28 protein-coding genes are annotated in these 16652 nt (G+C 31.8%); 26 read left to right on the top strand and 2 right to left on the bottom strand.

The window, feature by feature from the left end; genetic code table 11:
• Positions 1–2: 2 nt before the first annotated feature.
• The 20 genes from BN1075_RS18435 (at position 3) to BN1075_RS18355 (ending at position 10194) form a co-directional block, all read left to right on the top strand.
• Positions 3–707 (top strand): MBL fold metallo-hydrolase, encoded by a 705-nt coding sequence (locus BN1075_RS18435; protein WP_040194788.1) that lies wholly within the window; start codon positions 3–5, stop codon positions 705–707.
• Complete coding sequence (locus BN1075_RS18430) at positions 708–1601, top strand: phage replisome organizer N-terminal domain-containing protein (protein WP_052406639.1); 894 nt, start codon at positions 708–710, stop codon at positions 1599–1601. It begins immediately after the preceding gene.
• Complete coding sequence (locus BN1075_RS18425) at positions 1492–2271, top strand: ATP-binding protein (RefSeq protein ID WP_081911658.1); 780 nt, start codon at positions 1492–1494, stop codon at positions 2269–2271. The genes BN1075_RS18430 and BN1075_RS18425 overlap by 110 nt, the downstream gene beginning before the upstream one ends.
• 89 nt (positions 2272–2360) lie before the next feature.
• Positions 2361–2513 carry a DUF6906 family protein gene (locus tag BN1075_RS21775; RefSeq protein WP_156132836.1) on the top strand — a complete coding sequence of 51 codons (153 nt, stop codon included), beginning with the start codon at positions 2361–2363 and terminating at the stop codon, positions 2511–2513.
• A gap of 21 nt (positions 2514–2534) precedes the next feature.
• Positions 2535–2762, top strand: coding sequence for a hypothetical protein (locus BN1075_RS18420; RefSeq protein WP_040194786.1), 228 nt, complete (start codon positions 2535–2537; stop codon positions 2760–2762).
• A gap of 33 nt (positions 2763–2795) precedes the next feature.
• Positions 2796–3083, top strand: coding sequence for a hypothetical protein (locus tag BN1075_RS18415; protein ID WP_040194785.1), 288 nt, complete (start codon positions 2796–2798; stop codon positions 3081–3083).
• Position 3084: 1 nt separating this feature from the next.
• Positions 3085–3363 carry a hypothetical protein gene (locus tag BN1075_RS18410; RefSeq protein ID WP_040194784.1) on the top strand — a complete coding sequence of 93 codons (279 nt, stop codon included), beginning with the start codon at positions 3085–3087 and terminating at the stop codon, positions 3361–3363.
• Positions 3364–3366: 3 nt separating this feature from the next.
• A complete protein-coding gene (locus BN1075_RS18405; protein WP_040194783.1) occupies positions 3367–3813 on the top strand; it encodes a hypothetical protein in 447 nt (148 codons plus the stop codon).
• A gap of 10 nt (positions 3814–3823) precedes the next feature.
• Positions 3824–4222, top strand: coding sequence for a hypothetical protein (locus BN1075_RS18400; RefSeq protein WP_040194781.1), 399 nt, complete (start codon positions 3824–3826; stop codon positions 4220–4222).
• Positions 4223–4244: 22 nt separating this feature from the next.
• Positions 4245–4967 (top strand): hypothetical protein, encoded by a 723-nt coding sequence (locus BN1075_RS18395; RefSeq protein ID WP_040194780.1) that lies wholly within the window; start codon positions 4245–4247, stop codon positions 4965–4967.
• Positions 4968–5052: 85 nt separating this feature from the next.
• On the top strand, positions 5053–5727 hold the full coding sequence (locus BN1075_RS18390; protein ID WP_040191017.1) for an HNH endonuclease: 675 nt from the start codon (positions 5053–5055) through the stop codon (positions 5725–5727).
• 56 nt (positions 5728–5783) lie between these two features.
• Positions 5784–6212, top strand: a complete 429-nt coding sequence (locus tag BN1075_RS18385; protein WP_040194779.1) for a single-stranded DNA-binding protein — start codon at positions 5784–5786, stop codon at positions 6210–6212.
• A gap of 19 nt (positions 6213–6231) precedes the next feature.
• A complete protein-coding gene (locus BN1075_RS18380) occupies positions 6232–7485 on the top strand; it encodes a DNA cytosine methyltransferase (RefSeq protein WP_040194777.1) in 1254 nt (417 codons plus the stop codon).
• Positions 7486–7671: 186 nt separating this feature from the next.
• A complete protein-coding gene (locus BN1075_RS18375; RefSeq protein ID WP_040194776.1) occupies positions 7672–7938 on the top strand; it encodes a nucleoside triphosphate pyrophosphohydrolase family protein in 267 nt (88 codons plus the stop codon).
• A gap of 22 nt (positions 7939–7960) precedes the next feature.
• The gene (locus BN1075_RS18370; protein ID WP_040194775.1) at positions 7961–8254 is read left to right on the top strand and encodes a hypothetical protein; all 294 of its coding nucleotides are present in this window, start codon (positions 7961–7963) and stop codon (positions 8252–8254) included.
• 35 nt (positions 8255–8289) lie between these two features.
• Positions 8290–8466: a hypothetical protein gene (locus BN1075_RS21770; RefSeq protein ID WP_156132834.1), complete on the top strand. Its 177-nt coding sequence runs from the start codon at positions 8290–8292 to the stop codon at positions 8464–8466.
• Positions 8456–8626, top strand: a complete 171-nt coding sequence (locus tag BN1075_RS21765) for a hypothetical protein (protein WP_156132832.1) — start codon at positions 8456–8458, stop codon at positions 8624–8626. The genes BN1075_RS21770 and BN1075_RS21765 overlap by 11 nt, the downstream gene beginning before the upstream one ends.
• Positions 8627–8729: 103 nt before the next feature.
• Positions 8730–9401 (top strand): ERCC4 domain-containing protein, encoded by a 672-nt coding sequence (locus tag BN1075_RS18365; RefSeq protein WP_040194774.1) that lies wholly within the window; start codon positions 8730–8732, stop codon positions 9399–9401.
• Positions 9388–9786, top strand: a complete 399-nt coding sequence (locus BN1075_RS18360; RefSeq protein WP_040194772.1) for a YopX family protein — start codon at positions 9388–9390, stop codon at positions 9784–9786. Before BN1075_RS18365 ends, BN1075_RS18360 begins: the two co-directional genes overlap by 14 nt.
• Before the next feature lie 3 nt (positions 9787–9789).
• Complete coding sequence (locus BN1075_RS18355; protein WP_040194771.1) at positions 9790–10194, top strand: helix-turn-helix domain-containing protein; 405 nt, start codon at positions 9790–9792, stop codon at positions 10192–10194.
• Positions 10195–10677: 483 nt separating this feature from the next.
• Here BN1075_RS18355 and BN1075_RS18350 read toward each other — a convergent pair whose 3' ends face one another.
• Together BN1075_RS18350 and BN1075_RS18345 are read right to left on the bottom strand one after the other, a co-directional pair.
• Positions 10678–10866 (bottom strand): hypothetical protein, encoded by a 189-nt coding sequence (locus BN1075_RS18350; RefSeq protein WP_040194769.1) that lies wholly within the window; start codon positions 10864–10866, stop codon positions 10678–10680.
• A 19-nt stretch (positions 10867–10885) separates the two neighbouring features.
• A complete protein-coding gene (locus tag BN1075_RS18345) occupies positions 10886–11620 on the bottom strand; it encodes a hypothetical protein (protein ID WP_040194768.1) in 735 nt (244 codons plus the stop codon).
• A gap of 734 nt (positions 11621–12354) precedes the next feature.
• On the opposite strand from BN1075_RS18345, the gene BN1075_RS21760 reads away from it, so the two are divergent.
• The 6 genes from BN1075_RS21760 to BN1075_RS18320 all read left to right on the top strand — a co-directional run bounded on the left by BN1075_RS21760 (position 12355) and on the right by BN1075_RS18320 (position 16644).
• Positions 12355–12528 carry a hypothetical protein gene (locus tag BN1075_RS21760; RefSeq protein WP_156132706.1) on the top strand — a complete coding sequence of 58 codons (174 nt, stop codon included), beginning with the start codon at positions 12355–12357 and terminating at the stop codon, positions 12526–12528.
• Between the two features lie 4 nt (positions 12529–12532).
• Entirely contained in the window at positions 12533–12751 is a 219-nt protein-coding gene (locus BN1075_RS18340; RefSeq protein WP_040191041.1) for a hypothetical protein, read from the top strand.
• 24 nt (positions 12752–12775) lie between these two features.
• A complete protein-coding gene (locus tag BN1075_RS18335) occupies positions 12776–13177 on the top strand; it encodes a terminase small subunit (RefSeq protein WP_040191042.1) in 402 nt (133 codons plus the stop codon).
• A 196-nt stretch (positions 13178–13373) separates the two neighbouring features.
• A complete protein-coding gene (locus tag BN1075_RS18330; protein ID WP_042386741.1) occupies positions 13374–14162 on the top strand; it encodes a recombinase family protein in 789 nt (262 codons plus the stop codon).
• A gap of 385 nt (positions 14163–14547) precedes the next feature.
• Positions 14548–15336, top strand: a complete 789-nt coding sequence (locus BN1075_RS18325; protein ID WP_042386741.1) for a recombinase family protein — start codon at positions 14548–14550, stop codon at positions 15334–15336.
• A gap of 45 nt (positions 15337–15381) precedes the next feature.
• Complete coding sequence (locus tag BN1075_RS18320; protein ID WP_040194767.1) at positions 15382–16644, top strand: PBSX family phage terminase large subunit; 1263 nt, start codon at positions 15382–15384, stop codon at positions 16642–16644.
• The last annotated feature ends 8 nt before the right edge of the window (positions 16645–16652 follow it).

The raw sequence follows: 16652 nt of genomic DNA, 5'->3' as shown, positions 1-16652 counted from the left end.
CTATGATTAAGGTTTTAGCAAGTGGATCTAAAGGAAACTGCTACACCGTTCAGGCTGGGGGAGAAATCCTCCTCCTGGAGTGTGGCATAGGTTGGAAAGATATTTTGAAAGGCTTAAATTTCGATTTAAGTAAGGTTGTAGGCTGCTTAATAACTCATGAACATAAGGACCATTGCAAGGCAGTAAATGAGGTTATGAAGGCTGGAATAGATATTTATATGAGTGAAGGAACTGCAGCAGGTATTGAATTTAAAAATCATATTTATGATTACAGAGTAAATACTGTTAAGGATGATATTTTCCATGTAGGAAACTTTAAAGTACTTCCATTCAGAGTACAGCATGATACTAATGAGCCACTAGGGTTCTTAATTTACCACAAAGACATAGGGAAGATAGTATTTGTAACTGATACTTATTATCTCAAATATGTTTTCCATAATGCGGACCACATCTTAGTTGAATGTAACTACTCAGAAAGAGATATAAAAGACCTTCCAGATTATAAAGTAAGAGTACTTAAGAGCCATCTAAGCTTAGAGACATTACAAGAAAGCTTGATGTTATGGGACTTAGAAAAAACAAAAACTATAACTCTTATACATCTTAGTGAAGCTAACGGAGACCCAGAGTACTTTAAAGAAGAGATTGAGTTTACTACAGGCAAAAGAACATTTATAGCAGTACCAGGATTAGAGGTGAAATAAATGGCGGAAGGTGTAAAGTGGATTCGAATAAATACAGATATGTTTGATAATGCAAAGATAAAGTACCTTAGGAGACTACCTGATGGCGATAAGATTATTTTGATATGGGTAATGCTACTCACGAAAGCTGGTAAATGCAATAGTAATGGCTATATATTTCTAACTGAAAATATACCATACACACCTGAAATGTTAGCTGCTGAATTCGACTTTGAAGTCAGTACAGTTAACTTAGCTTTAGGATCACTTAGCAGATTGAACATGATACAGCAAAAAGAGGAAACTTTATTAGTTACAGGTTGGGAAGAACATCAAAATGCTGAAGGTCTTGAAAAAATAAGGGAGCAGACACGTAAAAGAGTGGCTAAGTGTAGGGAAAAACAGAAGTTAATACCTAGTAACGTTACAGGTAACGTTACAGTAACGGAGAGTAACGCAACAGATATAGAAAGAGATATAGATATAGATATAGATATAGAAAGAGATAATAGTATATCTAAAGATATACTTGTACCAAAACATTTGGTACCTATACAAGAAAAATGGAATTCATTAGGGTTATCTAAGATTAGAGATATTAAAGGTAATAGGCTTAAGTTATTAAATGCAAGAATAAAAGAGTATGGACTAGATGGAGTTTTAGAGGCAATAGAAAATATCAAATCAAGTTGTTTTTTACGAGGTCAGAATAAAGATAATTGGATTATAGTTTTCGATTGGCTCATTAAACCTAATAATTTTAAAAAAGTGCTTGAAGGTAATTACAAGGATAAGGAGGTTAATTATGGACACAATACAAGCAGTACTGGAGAGAATAAGAAGTGGGATTACACAATCCCAGAATGTGAACTCACAGAAGAAGAAAGAAGAAGAGCAGCAGAAGAATTACTGTAGTATCTGTGATAATGTTGGATTCATTCCAGTGGTAGATAATGAGGGACATACTAGATACAGACCATGTAAGTGTAGAGAAATGCTTAAGGTCCAAAAGATATGGGAGCAGTCAGGTATATCAGTTAATGACATTGATAAGAGCTTTGCTAACTTTGAAGCTTGGAATAATGAAATTAGAGCCATGAAGGATAAAGCTACAAGCTATTATCTGCAGTATTCAAAGATAAAAGCCGATAGGTGTAATTCAATAATGCTTTGTGGCAACCCTGGGTGTGGTAAAACTCATTTAGCACTGGCCCTAGCTAATAACCTTTTAAAAAATAAAGGTGTTCCAGTGGTGTATATGCCTTATAGGGATGTAATTACAAAGATTAAGCAGAATATGGTTGATGAAGAGTATTATAAAAAGACTTTAAGTAAGTATCAAAATGCAGAAGTGCTGCTTATAGATGATCTATTCAAAGGGAAGGTGAATGACACAGATATAAATATAATGTTTGAGTTAATTAATCACAGATACCTAAATAGGCTGCCAATGATAATTAGCACAGAGTTTACTGTGGACAAGCTATTAAGTTTTGATGAAGCCATAGGAAGTAGGCTCTATGAAATGGCTAAAAGCTATGTGGTCCAGATCGAAGGTATTAAGAACAACTACAGAATGAGATAGGAGTAAAGAGATGTACTTTGGAGAAATATTTGTGGCAATTATGATTTTCATATGTTTAGGAACATTATTATTTGAATGGGAGAAGTAGTATGAAAAAGTTGAAAAAGTTAACGAGAAATCAGAAGAAATTTTTAGCGGAGCAAGGATATAATGCAGATGATTTCTTGCTCGAGAGAAAGGATGCATGGAACTTCGTGTTTTATAACATTCATACAAAGCAACTTATAGAGTTTAGGTACTAGGGTGTTTAAAGGAGGAACAAAATGTTTAACGGACGAGTTAATTTAGTAAAAAGAAATAAGTTAGTACATGCTGGTATTAAAGTGTATAACGGTGGTTGGTACATCATTAGTGCATGTAACACTACATGGGATATAAAGGATAAGGTTGAAGAAGGTAATGCTTCAGAGGTTACATGTAAGAGGTGTAGAAAACTGTTGGAGAGAGCAGACGAAAACGGACACGTAGTTTTAAAGCCTAATAAAAGGTAGTCTGTAGAAAACAAGAATTTAGGAGGTAAGTAAATGAGAGTAGAGTTAGGTAAATATATTATTCAAACAGATGAAGTTCAGTTTGTAGTTAAGGAAAAGAAAGTAGTTCAACCTGGAAAGCTCACAAAGGAAGAAAATATCGGTAAAGAAATAGAAAAGGATATTGCATACTGTTCTAGTTTTGAAAATGCTTTGAAATTCCTTTCCAAAAGAGCTTTTATCGACAATGAGGATATAAGAGACGTTGTGAAGGAAACGAAGGTTCTACAAAGCAAAATAGAAGGTTTAACACAGTTGTTTGAGTTAGAAGGAGGTAAATAAAATGGATACAGTATTAGTTTTGTTAGCTATTGGTTTATTAGCAACTTTTCATTTAATGAGTGTTATTACTCTAAAAAATAGATTAGAGAGCTTACAGAAAGGAATAGACAAGCTAAAAACTACTTGCGATTACAAAGCTAACAAAGTAGTTGGAGATATTAAAGAGATAGTTGATGGTAATGCTGAAAAAGTTAATAGAGTTACTAAACAGGAGACAATGAGATTAATTTATGCATTACCTAAAATCTATTTAGTTGATAGGAAGGCTAGGAGGAACTAAATTATGGTTAGAAGTAAATCAAATAAGTGGCAAGACATAACTAAGAAGTATCAGGGTAGAGCTCTTACAGAATATCTTATGATGCAGTATATAAAATCTGGTAAGTATTCGAAGTTAGGAAAGGAGTACGGAGTTGCTGCTTCAGTTATATCTGACAACATTAAAAAGTACATTGAAGATGTTAAATATGACAAGCCTTATCTATATGAACTTTATGAGGATAAGATTAGAGAAAGTAAGATTAATAATTATTCTGGTAAGAGATTTGACCCAAGGTTATTTCAGAAACTTCCAAAGGAAATGGAGTATACAAAGTTACTAAGCATTTTAAAGGATTATAATACTAAGAACATTACCGGTAATGATGTTGTAAATCTAGCAAAACAAAATAGCATAAAGCTATATAACATTGATTTGTATAGCGGTTCTAAAAAATACATTAAATTTTAGGAGGAAAAGTATGAAAACAAGTATTAATTTAGACAGATTAGCAGATGGAGCAGTAGCAGAAAGATTCAATGATGCATTGCAGAAGATTATGGAGAATATCGAGGATCCAAACACAGACCACAAGGTAAAAAGAAAATTAACCCTAGAAATGACATTCGATTCTACAGAAGATAGAGCTTTAAGTGAGGTTACTGTAATTGCAAAAACTAAGTTGGCACCAAGAAAAGCTATAGCTACTAAGTTCTTAATAGACAAAGATATGGATGGAACCATATTAGCTACAGAGTTCAAGAAACAGATACCAGGACAAACTTATATAAAAGTTGATGATGAAACTGGTGAAATACTTGATGGTTCAAGTGATGATACAGAATTCAGCAATTTAGATGGTTTACAGATAGTAAAATAAATAATTTTAGGAGGATTGTAAAATGATAAGTGAAGGAATTAAAGGAGCAATTGAATTATTAATTAGGGAGGGAGAAGGAAAGTTTATAAAAGAAAACATTCATGGAGCTACTTATACTAATAAGAACTTGGAAAGAATACAAGTACCGATGGCAAATGCAATAAAGACTACAACATTAACATCTATAGTGGATTATATTAAAGAAAATGTTGATTCCTCTTCAGATGAAAATATCATAATTCATGTTGAAAGCTACAATGAGGTAAGTATTAAGAAAGAACTTAATTTAGATAGAAAAAGAGAGTGTTTAATGAGAGCAGAAGCACTTACACCTCAAATAACTACAAATAGATTTACTGACACAGAATCATTTAATATCATGCTTCAAAGCAGCTTTGTAGATAATGACGATAGAAATAAGTTACTGAAAGTTAGTGGAAATATTCAAGATAAAACAGTTAAACAAGTAAGCGATGATGGTACAAGCCAGGCAGTAACAATAAAAGCAGGAGTTGCAAATGTAGCTGATGTAAGAGTTCCAAACCCAGTACTATTGGCACCATTCAGAACTTTCCCAGAGGTTAAACAACCAGAGAGTAAGTTCATATTTAGAATGAAAGATGGTCCATCATGTGCGCTATATGAAGCAGATGGAGGAGCATGGAGAAATGTAGCAATGGAAAACATAAAGACATATCTAAAGGCTAATTTAGCGGAGTTTAAGAATGTAAAAATAATATCTTAGACAGGAAGTAGACTTAATGAGGACACAGTTATAATTCTGTGTTCTCATTAAGAGATCTTATTTTAAATTATACTGGAGCTAATGTATGAGAACTAAAGTATGTAAGATGTGTGGTAAAGAGTTGTCAATTGAAAGTTTCAACATAAGAAAAGGGTATAAGGATGGTTATAATACAAAATGCAAGAAATGCGAAGTTAGATATAACCAAGAATATTATAAAAAACATAAAGCTGAATTAGATGAAAAACATAAAAAATATCGTGAAAATAATAAGGAATATTTAAGTAATCTAAGGAAGCAGTATTATAAAAGCAATAAAGAAAAGGAATTAGTACAGGCTAAGATGTGGAGAAATAAAAATAAAGACAAAATAAGAAATTCATCTAAAAGGTGGTATGAATGTAATAAAGGCAAAGTATTAGTTAAAAATCAACGCAGGAGAACTAAACTTAGTGAGCTACCAGCTACAATTACTAACGAACAGTGGATACAAATTAAAAATGATTTTAAAAACAAATGTGCATATTGTGGAAGAAAATTGCCTTTGCATATGGAGCATTTTATACCATTAAGCAAAGGTGGAGAAATGACAGTCAACAATATTATACCTTCTTGTAAAAGTTGTAATTGCAGCAAAGGTACTAAGTTATTTCATGAATGGTACAAAGAATATGAACATTATGATGTGACAAGAGAAAAACATATATATAAATACTTAAGATATGTGAATAGTGGGATACAACAATTAAAAATTATATAGTTATAAGATTCTATTATCATATGAAAATCAAATAAGAATGAAAGAAGGTAGTATTTATGAATTTAGTAGTCTTAAAAGGAAGATTAACAGCTGATCCAGAGCTTAAGTTTACAGCAGGAAAAGGAACTGCAGTAACAAGTTTTAAATTAGCAGTAGATAAAGGGTTTGGAGATAACAAGAAAACTGCATTTATTCCAATAGTAGTTTGGGGAAAGAGTGCAGAAGCAGTAGCTAATTATACTCGCAAAGGTAGCTTAATTCTAGTTAGAGGAAGCATTGAAACTAGAAACTATGAAGGTAAGAACGGAAAAGTTTATGTAACGGAAGTAGTTGCAGATATGTTTGAAGGAGTAGAGTTCCTGGATAGTAAGAACAATAGCAGCAACAATAGCGAAGGTGGATATCAGCAAGGAACTATTCCGGGAGATTATTTCGGCAATGGAGATATGACACCAATAGATGATGGGGAAGACATGCCATTTTAGATATTAGGAGGATGATAAAGTGAGGTTAACTTTTTTAGATTTTTTTAGTGGCATAGGAGGGTTTAGAAGAGGTATGGAATTAGCTGGGCATACTTGCTTAGGTCACTGTGAGATAGATAAATATGCCAATATGAGTTATGCAGCAATGCATAATCCAAAGGAGGATGAATGGTTTGGAACAGACATTACAATTACTAGGGCAGATGAACTTCCTAGAGCCGATTGCTGGTGCTTCGGATTTCCATGTCAAGACATTAGCATCGCAGGAAAACAGCTTGGGTTCAGAGGAAATCGTTCGAGTTTGTTTTTCACAGTTACAAGACTTATTAGGGACACAAAAGAAGAAGATAGACCCAAGTACCTTTTTATTGAGAACGTTAAAAACTTACTTAGTGTTAATGGAGGATATGACTTCCTCAAACTTCTCATTGAATTGGATGAAATCGGGTATGATGCAGAATGGCAAGTTCTCAATTCAAAAGATTTCGGGGTGCCACAGAACAGGGAAAGGGTGTTCATTATCGGACATCTTAGAGGAGCAGGTGGACGAAAAGTATTTCCTATCGGAGGAAAGACAGAAAAAGCTAATATTGAAATAGTTGGAACTACTGATATTAGGACATTTACAGAAAATAAGCAAAAAAGAAATATTGTTTTAGGTGTAGATGGTATATGTAACTGTTTATCTGCAACTGACTACAAACAACCTAAACAAATTATTGTTAAGGGGGTATTACATATACCAGGTCAAGATTGCATTAAAAGAGTTTATGGACGTGAGGGGATATCACCTAGTTTAAATTCTATGCAAGGTGGAAATAGACAACCTAAAATATTAGTTAGAGCTGTATTAACACCTGATAGACTTGAAAAAAGACAAAATGGTAGAAGATTTAAAGCTGATGGAGAGCCTATGTTTACATTAACAGCACAGGATAGACATGGTGTAGCTATAAAAGAAGCCACTAAGAAGGGCTATGATATAGCATATGAAGGAGACGGTATAAATTTAGAACAGCCTAACTCCAAGACAAGAAGAGGACGAGTTGGCAAAGGGATAGCAAATACGTTGAATACTTCATGCAATCAAGGTGTATTAGAAGGTTACAAGGTAAGAAAACTCACACCAAAAGAGTGTTTTAGACTTCAGGGGTGGTCAGATGATTATTTTGAAAGAGCTGCAAGTGTATGTTCAGATAGTCAATTATATAAACAGGCTGGAAATGGGGTAACAGTAACAGTAATTTATGAAATTGCAAAGAAATTAAATTAATTTATAAAATATAAATGGATAGGCTCCTTAGCAGAGCAGAGGGATGTATTAACTACTAAATATTTTAGAGAAGGATGTGAGGTAGTTAATCATGCAATGTATATTGGCAAGTCACCCCCTGACGGATAAATATAAATTGTCGCTCCCTCTGTTGTCCTAAGGAGCCGGTCCAGGAAGGAGAAAAGATTGAATAAAGAAGAGAGAATTAAGTTATATAGAAAAGTCATAGGAAACTATGGAGAAGCAGCACAACAAATTGTTGCTATGGAGGAATGCAGCGAACTGATACAAGCTATATCTAAAAAGCTGAGAGGTAGAGAAACCAATGTTGAGGAAGAGATAGCAGATGTTGAGATAATGTTAGAGCAGTTAAGGCTTATGAGGGATAGCAGCTTAGTGGACAAGATTAAAGAAGAAAAGTTGCAGAGGTTAGAACAGAGATTAAATTCTTAGTCTGATTAAGGAGGAAATTATAATGAAAGATGCAGTAGAAATAAATATATGTGGGATTAAATGTGATAACCCAAAGTGTGATTTTAATGACATGAGTGTTAAGTTAGAAGATTATAAAGAATGGCTTAATAAACCATGTCCTAAATGTGGAGAAAACTTATTTACGGAAGAAGATTTTGCAAACACTATGATGATGATTTCATTTATAGATTCAATGAATAAGATACTACCAAAGAGAACTGGAAATGAAGAAATCGTAACAGCTACAGTAGATATGAATGGTACTGGAAAAATAAAAATTAATATCAATGAATAATTTGTTTAAATCGGTGCATTATAGGAGGGTTAAACATGAAGTTTGAAGCAGAGGTTAAATTCAGGGGGAAATGTAAGCACTGTGGTGAATGGTTAGATTTTAAAGATATAAGTAATCACTGTGCTTATGAACATGGAATATACCATTCAAAGTGGTATGAGTTTAAGGCGAGAATAAGAAATGTGTTTAAAAGGAGAGTTTATGAAAGATAAAAAAGATCCTATATATTATAAGGTTAAAATAAAAAAACTGATTGATGAAGCTAGAGCTAACGGGCTTGAGGTAACTTTTGAACAAAAATATTTATTACAATGCTTAGTAATTAAAGATGTAGAGCCTACAACGACAGTATGTAGTGTTCAGTTAAATTAATTTCGCAATTCAAAGAAACTATTCAGATTAGTGAGGATTTAGGACAAGTTCCTATCCTTGCTGATTGTGTAAAATTAAATTTGATACAATTAGAGGTGGTTTAATGAGATATAAATTTACTGATACAGAGCTTAAGAAAGTAATGAGCAATCTTACTATACTGATTGATACAAGAGAACAGGCCAATGAGCATGTTATAGGGTTCCTAGATAAGAAAAAGATAGCTTATGAAGTGAAGAAACTTGACTTTGGAGATTATGCATGTATGCTACCAGCTAATAGTTTTGAAGGCCAGGAAAGAGCAATTTACTTTGATAGAGATATTGTAATTGAGCGCAAAAACGGAATTGATGAAGTCGCAGGGAACTTAAAGGATGATACAAGAATCCTTAAAGAATTAGCTCACTTAAATAAGTATGATATTAAGTATTATGTGTTCCTGGAAGAGCCTGAAATGAATGAAACATTAAAAAGGTTAAATGCTGAAGAGAAGAAACATCTCAAAGAATTTATGAAAATACTAGAAAGTAAAAAGGTATGCTTAAAACCAGAAGGTTTTGATTTCAACATAAGGAAAGGCAATTACAGAAGTGAGTATCAGCCTAAAAGTCTATATGCAAGACTTAAGACGATTGAAGCACGATACAATACTGTTATTCGCCCTATAGACAAGCAATTTATGGGAAGTGAGATATACAATACCTTTTACTACTATGTGCGTGAGGTGCTTAAGAACAAAGGGTTTATTGAGGAGGTAGAGCATGAGGGAAATTAAGTTTAGAGTTTGGGATATTATAAATAAAAGAATATTAAACTATGGTGAAATAATGCATTTACCTATGTGGGAGGTTTTCCCTGGAACACCAGAGCAAAGAGCATTTAACGTAATGCAATACACCGGATTAAAGGATAAGCATGGTAAAGAAATCTATGAAGGGGATGTAGTGAAGTACACACTGAAAAGTTATTATAATAAAACTGTAACGGAAATGATACCAGTTACATGGGGAAGTTATAGTGATGGCGGTGAATATGTGGACAATGTGGAATGTTGGATGATAAGATATAAGTCGCTTTCAGATATTTGTGATAATAAATATAACCAATCGGTTGAAGTAATAGGCAACATTTACGAGAATCCAGAGCTATTGGAGGGGTAGTTAATGAATAGACTTGATAAAATTAAAGATATGGAATATAAAATCTCTGATATAAAAAAGCAGCTTAAGGATTTGGATGATATGTATCTTAAAGCTTTTAGTCCTAAGGGTTATAAATCTGGGACAAGCTATAATGACTATGATACGATACCAGGAGGTAATAAAGAATTTCATATTGAAGAATACTTTGAAGAAAAGAAAAGACTTGAGACATTATTAGATTTAGATAAGCAAATATTACTTAGTCTTAAGAGAGAAGTGGACGAGAAGGAGTATTTAGAGTTGTTAAATACCAATAGTCAAAAGGTGAAGTTTTTAAGAGTGGTTAAGGGATATACTCAGGCCAAAACAGCTGAAGTAATTGGGGTTAGCGAGAGAACTGTCCAAAGGATAGAAAATAATATATAGTTTATAATTCAAATATATTATAAGAGGGGTTAATTTATGGAGTTGGAAATAGAAAAGTTTGTAGTATTAAGTGGTGAATTAGAAAAAGAAACACTAATAGATTTTTAGAAAAAGAGGAAATCCATAATATAGACAATTTAAAGAGAGAGTCCTTTAAGACAGATGATTACTGTGATAATTTTTATAGTACGTATTTTTATAAAAGCAATTTTGATTACAGATATAAATATGATGAACAATCAAATAAAATAGTTAAATGTTATAATTTTGATGAATCAGTTATTGATGACTTTGTATTCTATGTATGCAAACATTGTGGTAGAGTTAGTTACTATATAGAATATTAACATATTTGATTAACTCTTGGCACTATTCCAATCACACACTTATTAACGTTTCAATAAGTTTATATAAGAGCAGAGAAATTTCTCTATGGACGGAATAAAAAATGTCATGCAGTTTTAATGCATGACATTTCTTATCTTAAAGAATTAATAATTTTTGTATGTTCTGCAATGTTAAAATGATTATTACAAATATTACACCTTTAATAAAAAATTTAGTTTTTTTATACTTTTCATTTATATCTAGCAAATTCATTATTTTATCAGTTATATAATTTGTAATAAATAACGTTGCAACAATACTTAAATAGCTTTCGTTGTTATTCATAATGTTTTCCTATTCATGTCTACCTTCTAACTATAGAATCTGACCATTCACACCCTAAATATCCTGTGTAATTAGAATTTTGATAAAACTCCAATAAATATCTATGATAATAAAATCTATTTTGTTTTATAACTTGACCAGTATAAAAAGTCTTACTATATGCAGTTACATTTTTTGTATTAGAATTCATTACATATTTAATGAATGAGGACGTAGCAAGGGCAATAATTGCAGCTGGTCCACCTGAAATACCTAATAAAGTTGCAGCAGCTAATGTTCCTTCTTGAGCTAAGTATTCAACTATAGCAACAATTACTTCCCAATCTTTACTATCAATTCTAGTGCTGGATTGTTTAACCAATATTTTTTGTCCACCACCGCCTGGAAATCCAGTATCAGTTGCATATGGTGAAATCATTTCATTAATTGGTTCAACGGTAGTTGAAATTTCTCCAACGACCTTTCCATTAGAAGTTATTATTCCAGTATTAGAATCAAATTCAACTCTTACTGGATTCACTTCTCCTCTAACGCTAACTTCAATTGCTACTATTGAATTGTTTTCATCTACATCAGCTCTAGTAGTATACCGTTTTCCTTCATAATTTCCGGAATTTAAAAATACATTTGTCTTGGGTTTAGTTATGTTATTATCAGCAAGACCTTCGTAAGTGTTTAATGCATATGCATTAAAATTAAACATAGCTAGAAATAATGATAAACTTAACATAATTGATAAAAATTTTTTTAACATTATAATCCCCCCATATTTATTAATCTACATATATTTTACATATATTTAAATTAAATGTCAAATTATTATTATAAATATGTTTTTAGGTATAAATGTATTTTATTTTAACTTGTATGATTCATATATTTAAATATCGTTCACGATATTTTAGATATAAAACAAGGTTTTAGTGAAATAGAGGTTATGTGTGATTTATATGAAAAATATAATGAAATTTTGGGGCTTTGCAAAGTGTAGTTAGGGGTATTCGAAGATAGCAGGAATGACTTATATAGAGCATTGCCACATGAAAAAGAAGGGTTTTCGTGTGAAGATTATAAACTATCACAAGAAATTTAAAAAAATTTCAATGTTCTTAACGAAAGTATTAGAGTAATTAGAAGTAGCATATAGAACTTTCCCTTACTAATATGTTTATTTTGCAATTCATAGAAAATATAATGTCGTGTAAAATGTCGTGATAATGTCGTGGTAATTTGATTTCGAGTAGTGTAACATGGTAGGTAAGTTAAGAACCGTTAGGGAGTANTGATATAATTCACAATTCAAATAAAAGCCATGGTTTAATCATCTCGGATTTTACCATTTATAAATGAATTAAAATTGAATAGAAAATGACATGTAAATGACTATTTACAACAGTTTCAATCCAATGCTATGATATAGTTAACCAATAAACCGTTAGGGAGTAATCCTTAGCGGTTTTATTATTTAGCTCATATACCTAGGGTATAATGAGAATCCAGACCTTCGACCAAGGACTGGTTTTTAGTGGAGCTGGTCATAGGGTGTTCCAGCAAGAGCAGATATGGGTTTGGGCAAGGCTGCTTAGTCTAGTTGCTATAACGGAATCAAGTATTCCAGCAGCTAGGCTTTTTATTTTATTTAAATATATTAGAAAGTGGTGAGAATATGGATGGTATATATACAAGTTATAAGTGTAAGAGTTGTAGTAAAGAAATAGTTTTATTAACTGATGAATTAGAATCTACATTAAGAGAAGGTAAATATCTAGCATGTTCTCATTGTGGATCTAGAAAGCTAGCTAAAGAATTAGTTACTGATGATCTAAGAGAAGTAACTAAAGCTAGAAGTTATAAAAGAGTTAACGGTAGAATAAGACAAATATAGTTATTGAAAGTGAGGTGTAAGTATATGAGTAATACTAAGAGAATAGGAAGACCATTTAAGTTTACTGACCCAGATAAGTTAGATATGCAGATAGAAGAGTTCTTTAATGATTGTAAAGATAATAAGAAAATACCTACTGTAACTGGTTTAGCAGTGTATTTAAATACTGATAGGCTAACTCTATTAAACTATGAGAATTGCTTAGATAATCCAGCTTATGAGGAGTTAGATTATGATGTGAAAGTACACTTGATAAACTCGATAAAAAGAGCTAAGCAAAGAGTAGAATCTGAGTATGAACAGGCTTTATTTAACAAGAATAGTGCAGTTGGAGCTATATTTACCCTCAAGAATAACTACAAGTGGGTAGATAAGCAGGAGATAGAGCAGACTAACAAGACCATTGAGGTATCACTAGAGGATTAAAGTACAATGGTGAGAAAATTAAGTAATATCAATGTAATAGATACAATATAGTGAATAATCATAAATGATAATTGACGTTATTATTCTAAAGGCTTATAATAAAAGTATAAGTAGGGGGGTACCATTCTAAATAGTATACCTAAAACCGTATGGCGCTTCCCAAAAATATTTTTTCAAAACAAAGGGGGCCTTTAGAATGAAGGTATATGGCTATATAAGAGTTAGTACTGCAACACAAGTGGAAAAAGGATATGGATTAAAGACACAAGAAGAATCTATAAAGAGGTATTGCAAAGAAAACAATTTAGAACTGGTTAATATATTCAGTGATGAAGGTTTAACAGGTACAGAAGCAGATAGACCAGGGCTAAATGATTTACTTAGCAGCTTTAATGGAATCAATAAGGTTGTAGTATTAAATACTTCAAGGTTATGGCGAAGTGATATTGTAAAGGTACTGGTTAGAAGAGAAATAGAAAAAGCAGGTGCAGATGTAATAAGCATTGAACAGCCGACATATAGCATATACAATAAGGATCCTAATGATTTTCTAATAAATGGTATGATGGAGTTATTGGACCAATATGAAAGAATGAGTATATCATTAAAACTTGCAAAAGGCAGAAGAACTAAAGCAAAGAGTGGTTCAAAACCTTGTGGTGTAGCTCCAATGGGTTATAAATGGGAAAAAGGAAAGATATTGATTGATGAGGAGAAGGCTGCGATAGTTAAGGAAATATTTAATCTTGCATTGAATAATAACTCACTTCAAAAGATAGCTGATAAAATTAATTCTCAAGGCTATAGAACTGATAGAGGAAAAGAATTTAGCAAACAAGCTATTTCAGTTATTTTAAAAAATAACTTTTATACAGGCATTGTAAGCCATGGTAATATTGAAGTAACCGGAGAACATGAAGTTATAATTACTAAAAGTACATTTACAAAAGTACAAAATATTTTAAATAAAAGGTTTAAGGGATAGATTAATTCTATTCCTTTTTTATTTATAAGGAGGTGATTGACTACTATGAGTAATACAAAATTTAAAATATCTAAGCAATGCTTTAATGATGTATATCTACNATTTACCCTCAAGAATAACTACAAGTGGGTAGATAAGCAGGAGATAGAGCAGACTAACAAGACCATTGAGGTATCACTAGAGGATTAAAGTACAATGGTGAGAAAATTAAGTAATATCAATGTAATAGATACAATATAGTGAATAATCATAAATGATAATTGACGTTATTATTCTAAAGGCTTATAATAAAAGTATAAGTAGGGGGGTACCATTCTAAATAGTATACCTAAAACCGTATGGCGCTTCCCAAAAATATTTTTTCAAAACAAAGGGGGCCTTTAGAATGAAGGTATATGGCTATATAAGAGTTAGTACTGCAACACAAGTGGAAAAAGGATATGGATTAAAGACACAAGAAGAATCTATAAAGAGGTATTGCAAAGAAAACAATTTAGAACTGGTTAATATATTCAGTGATGAAGGTTTAACAGGTACAGAAGCAGATAGACCAGGGCTAAATGATTTACTTAGCAGCTTTAATGGAATCAATAAGGTTGTAGTATTAAATACTTCAAGGTTATGGCGAAGTGATATTGTAAAGGTACTGGTTAGAAGAGAAATAGAAAAAGCAGGTGCAGATGTAATAAGCATTGAACAGCCGACATATAGCATATACAATAAGGATCCTAATGATTTTCTAATAAATGGTATGATGGAGTTATTGGACCAATATGAAAGAATGAGTATATCATTAAAACTTGCAAAAGGCAGAAGAACTAAAGCAAAGAGTGGTTCAAAACCTTGTGGTGTAGCTCCAATGGGTTATAAATGGGAAAAAGGAAAGATATTGATTGATGAGGAGAAGGCTGCGATAGTTAAGGAAATATTTAATCTTGCATTGAATAATAACTCACTTCAAAAGATAGCTGATAAAATTAATTCTCAAGGCTATAGAACTGATAGAGGAAAAGAATTTAGCAAACAAGCTATTTCAGTTATTTTAAAAAATAACTTTTATACAGGCATTGTAAGCCATGGTAATATTGAAGTAACTGGAGAACATGAAGTTATAATTACTAAAAGTACATTTACAAAAGTACAAAATATTTTAAATAAAAGGTTTAAGGGATAGATTAATTCTATTCCTTTTTTATTTATAAGGAGGTGATTGACTACTATGAGTAATACAAAATTTAAAATATCTAAGCAATGCTTTAATGATGTATATCTACCACAGTTACAGAATTATAATACTAGATTTAATGTATTCTATGGTGGTGCTGGAAGTGGTAAGTCACACTTTGTATTTGCTAAGATGGTATTTAAGTATTTAAAGTTTTCCAATCGTAAGTGCCTGGTAGTTAGAAAAGTAAGTAATACTTTGAGGGATTCATGCTTTGCATTGGTTAAGTCAATCCTAAGTGATTGGCATTTATATGACCAATGTAAAATTAATAAAACAGATTTAACAATTGAGCTGCCTAATGGTAGCTATTTTATTTTCAAGGGTATGGATGATCCAGAAAAGATAAAATCCATTGCTGATATTGATGACATAGTAATTGAAGAATGTACAGAGATTGATGTGTTTGACTTTGACCAACTATGTTTAAGACTTAGAAGTCAAAGTGGTATGCTTCAGGTACATTGTATGTTCAACCCAGTTAGTAAAGAAAATTGGGTATACAAAAGATGGTTTGCAGAAGATGCAGACTATAACAAGGATAATACAGTAATTCTGCATACCACTTATAAAGATAATAAGTTTTTACCACAGGAATATATTGATAACTTGTTAGAAATGAAGAAAACAAATCCAGCTTATTATAATATTTATGCTTTAGGTGAATTTGCAAGTTTAGATAAGTTAATTTATACAAACTGGAAGGTTGAAGCTTTTGACTACAAAAAAGTTTTAAAAGAGGTTAAAGATAGTAAAGCCATATTTAATCTGGATTTTGGTTACACTAACGACCCTACTGCTTTTGGAGCTGAAATATTAGATGAAGTTAATAAAAGAATATGGATATTTGATGGATTTGAAGAGAAAGGCCTTTTGAATGATGAAATCGCACAGAATATTATTAAAATGGGATATGGAAAAGAAGTTATCACTTGTGATAGTGCAGAACCTAAGAGTATTGAAGAATTGCGACGAAATGGATTGTCAAGGGTTAGAGGAGCTGTAAAGGGTAAAGATAGTATTATTAATGGTATTAACCTACTGCAGCAATATGAAATCATAGTACATCCTAAGCTTACATGGGTAGTTGAGGAGTTGAAAAACTATACATGGAAGAAGGGGAAAGATGGTGAATATATCAATGTTCCTATAGATAAATACAACCATAGCTTAGACTCATTAAGGTATGGGGTTACAACTGAAATTGGAGTTAAAAAAATTACTTTATCATTTTTTGATAGATCAGCATTATTTTAGAAAGGAGG

It is taken from the genome of Clostridium culturomicium, assembly GCF_000821305.1.
GTDB lineage: Bacteria > Bacillota > Clostridia > Clostridiales > Clostridiaceae > Clostridium_J > Clostridium_J culturomicium.
This window is presented reverse-complemented; position numbering and strand designations above follow the sequence as displayed.

Bases quoted from the DNA above. Each gene is read 5' to 3' on its own strand.
- BN1075_RS18350 (WP_040194769.1), bottom strand. From the start codon at position 10,866: ATGAATAACAACGAAAGCTATTTAAGTATTGTTGCAACGTTATTTATT.
- BN1075_RS18400 (WP_040194781.1), top strand. From the start codon at position 3,824: ATGAAAACAAGTATTAATTTAGACAGATTAGCAGATGGAGCAGTAGCA.
- BN1075_RS21775 (WP_156132836.1), top strand. From the start codon at position 2,361: ATGAAAAAGTTGAAAAAGTTAACGAGAAATCAGAAGAAATTTTTAGCG.
- BN1075_RS18395 (WP_040194780.1), top strand. From the start codon at position 4,245: ATGATAAGTGAAGGAATTAAAGGAGCAATTGAATTATTAATTAGGGAG.
- BN1075_RS18435 (WP_040194788.1), top strand. From the start codon at position 3: ATGATTAAGGTTTTAGCAAGTGGATCTAAAGGAAACTGCTACACCGTT.
- BN1075_RS21765 (WP_156132832.1), top strand. From the start codon at position 8,456: ATGAAAGATAAAAAAGATCCTATATATTATAAGGTTAAAATAAAAAAA.
- BN1075_RS18320 (WP_040194767.1), top strand. From the start codon at position 15,382: ATGAGTAATACAAAATTTAAAATATCTAAGCAATGCTTTAATGATGTA.
- BN1075_RS18415 (WP_040194785.1), top strand. From the start codon at position 2,796: ATGAGAGTAGAGTTAGGTAAATATATTATTCAAACAGATGAAGTTCAG.
- BN1075_RS18370 (WP_040194775.1), top strand. From the start codon at position 7,961: ATGAAAGATGCAGTAGAAATAAATATATGTGGGATTAAATGTGATAAC.
- BN1075_RS18335 (WP_040191042.1), top strand. From the start codon at position 12,776: ATGAGTAATACTAAGAGAATAGGAAGACCATTTAAGTTTACTGACCCA.
- BN1075_RS18410 (WP_040194784.1), top strand. From the start codon at position 3,085: ATGGATACAGTATTAGTTTTGTTAGCTATTGGTTTATTAGCAACTTTT.
- BN1075_RS18330 (WP_042386741.1), top strand. From the start codon at position 13,374: ATGAAGGTATATGGCTATATAAGAGTTAGTACTGCAACACAAGTGGAA.
- BN1075_RS21770 (WP_156132834.1), top strand. From the start codon at position 8,290: ATGAAGTTTGAAGCAGAGGTTAAATTCAGGGGGAAATGTAAGCACTGT.
- BN1075_RS21760 (WP_156132706.1), top strand. From the start codon at position 12,355: ATGAGAATCCAGACCTTCGACCAAGGACTGGTTTTTAGTGGAGCTGGT.
- BN1075_RS18420 (WP_040194786.1), top strand. From the start codon at position 2,535: ATGTTTAACGGACGAGTTAATTTAGTAAAAAGAAATAAGTTAGTACAT.
- BN1075_RS18355 (WP_040194771.1), top strand. From the start codon at position 9,790: ATGAATAGACTTGATAAAATTAAAGATATGGAATATAAAATCTCTGAT.
- BN1075_RS18340 (WP_040191041.1), top strand. From the start codon at position 12,533: ATGGATGGTATATATACAAGTTATAAGTGTAAGAGTTGTAGTAAAGAA.
- BN1075_RS18405 (WP_040194783.1), top strand. From the start codon at position 3,367: ATGGTTAGAAGTAAATCAAATAAGTGGCAAGACATAACTAAGAAGTAT.
- BN1075_RS18360 (WP_040194772.1), top strand. From the start codon at position 9,388: ATGAGGGAAATTAAGTTTAGAGTTTGGGATATTATAAATAAAAGAATA.
- BN1075_RS18390 (WP_040191017.1), top strand. From the start codon at position 5,053: ATGAGAACTAAAGTATGTAAGATGTGTGGTAAAGAGTTGTCAATTGAA.
- BN1075_RS18425 (WP_081911658.1), top strand. From the start codon at position 1,492: ATGGACACAATACAAGCAGTACTGGAGAGAATAAGAAGTGGGATTACA.
- BN1075_RS18385 (WP_040194779.1), top strand. From the start codon at position 5,784: ATGAATTTAGTAGTCTTAAAAGGAAGATTAACAGCTGATCCAGAGCTT.
- BN1075_RS18365 (WP_040194774.1), top strand. From the start codon at position 8,730: ATGAGATATAAATTTACTGATACAGAGCTTAAGAAAGTAATGAGCAAT.
- BN1075_RS18325 (WP_042386741.1), top strand. From the start codon at position 14,548: ATGAAGGTATATGGCTATATAAGAGTTAGTACTGCAACACAAGTGGAA.
- BN1075_RS18430 (WP_052406639.1), top strand. From the start codon at position 708: ATGGCGGAAGGTGTAAAGTGGATTCGAATAAATACAGATATGTTTGAT.
- BN1075_RS18345 (WP_040194768.1), bottom strand. From the start codon at position 11,620: ATGTTAAAAAAATTTTTATCAATTATGTTAAGTTTATCATTATTTCTA.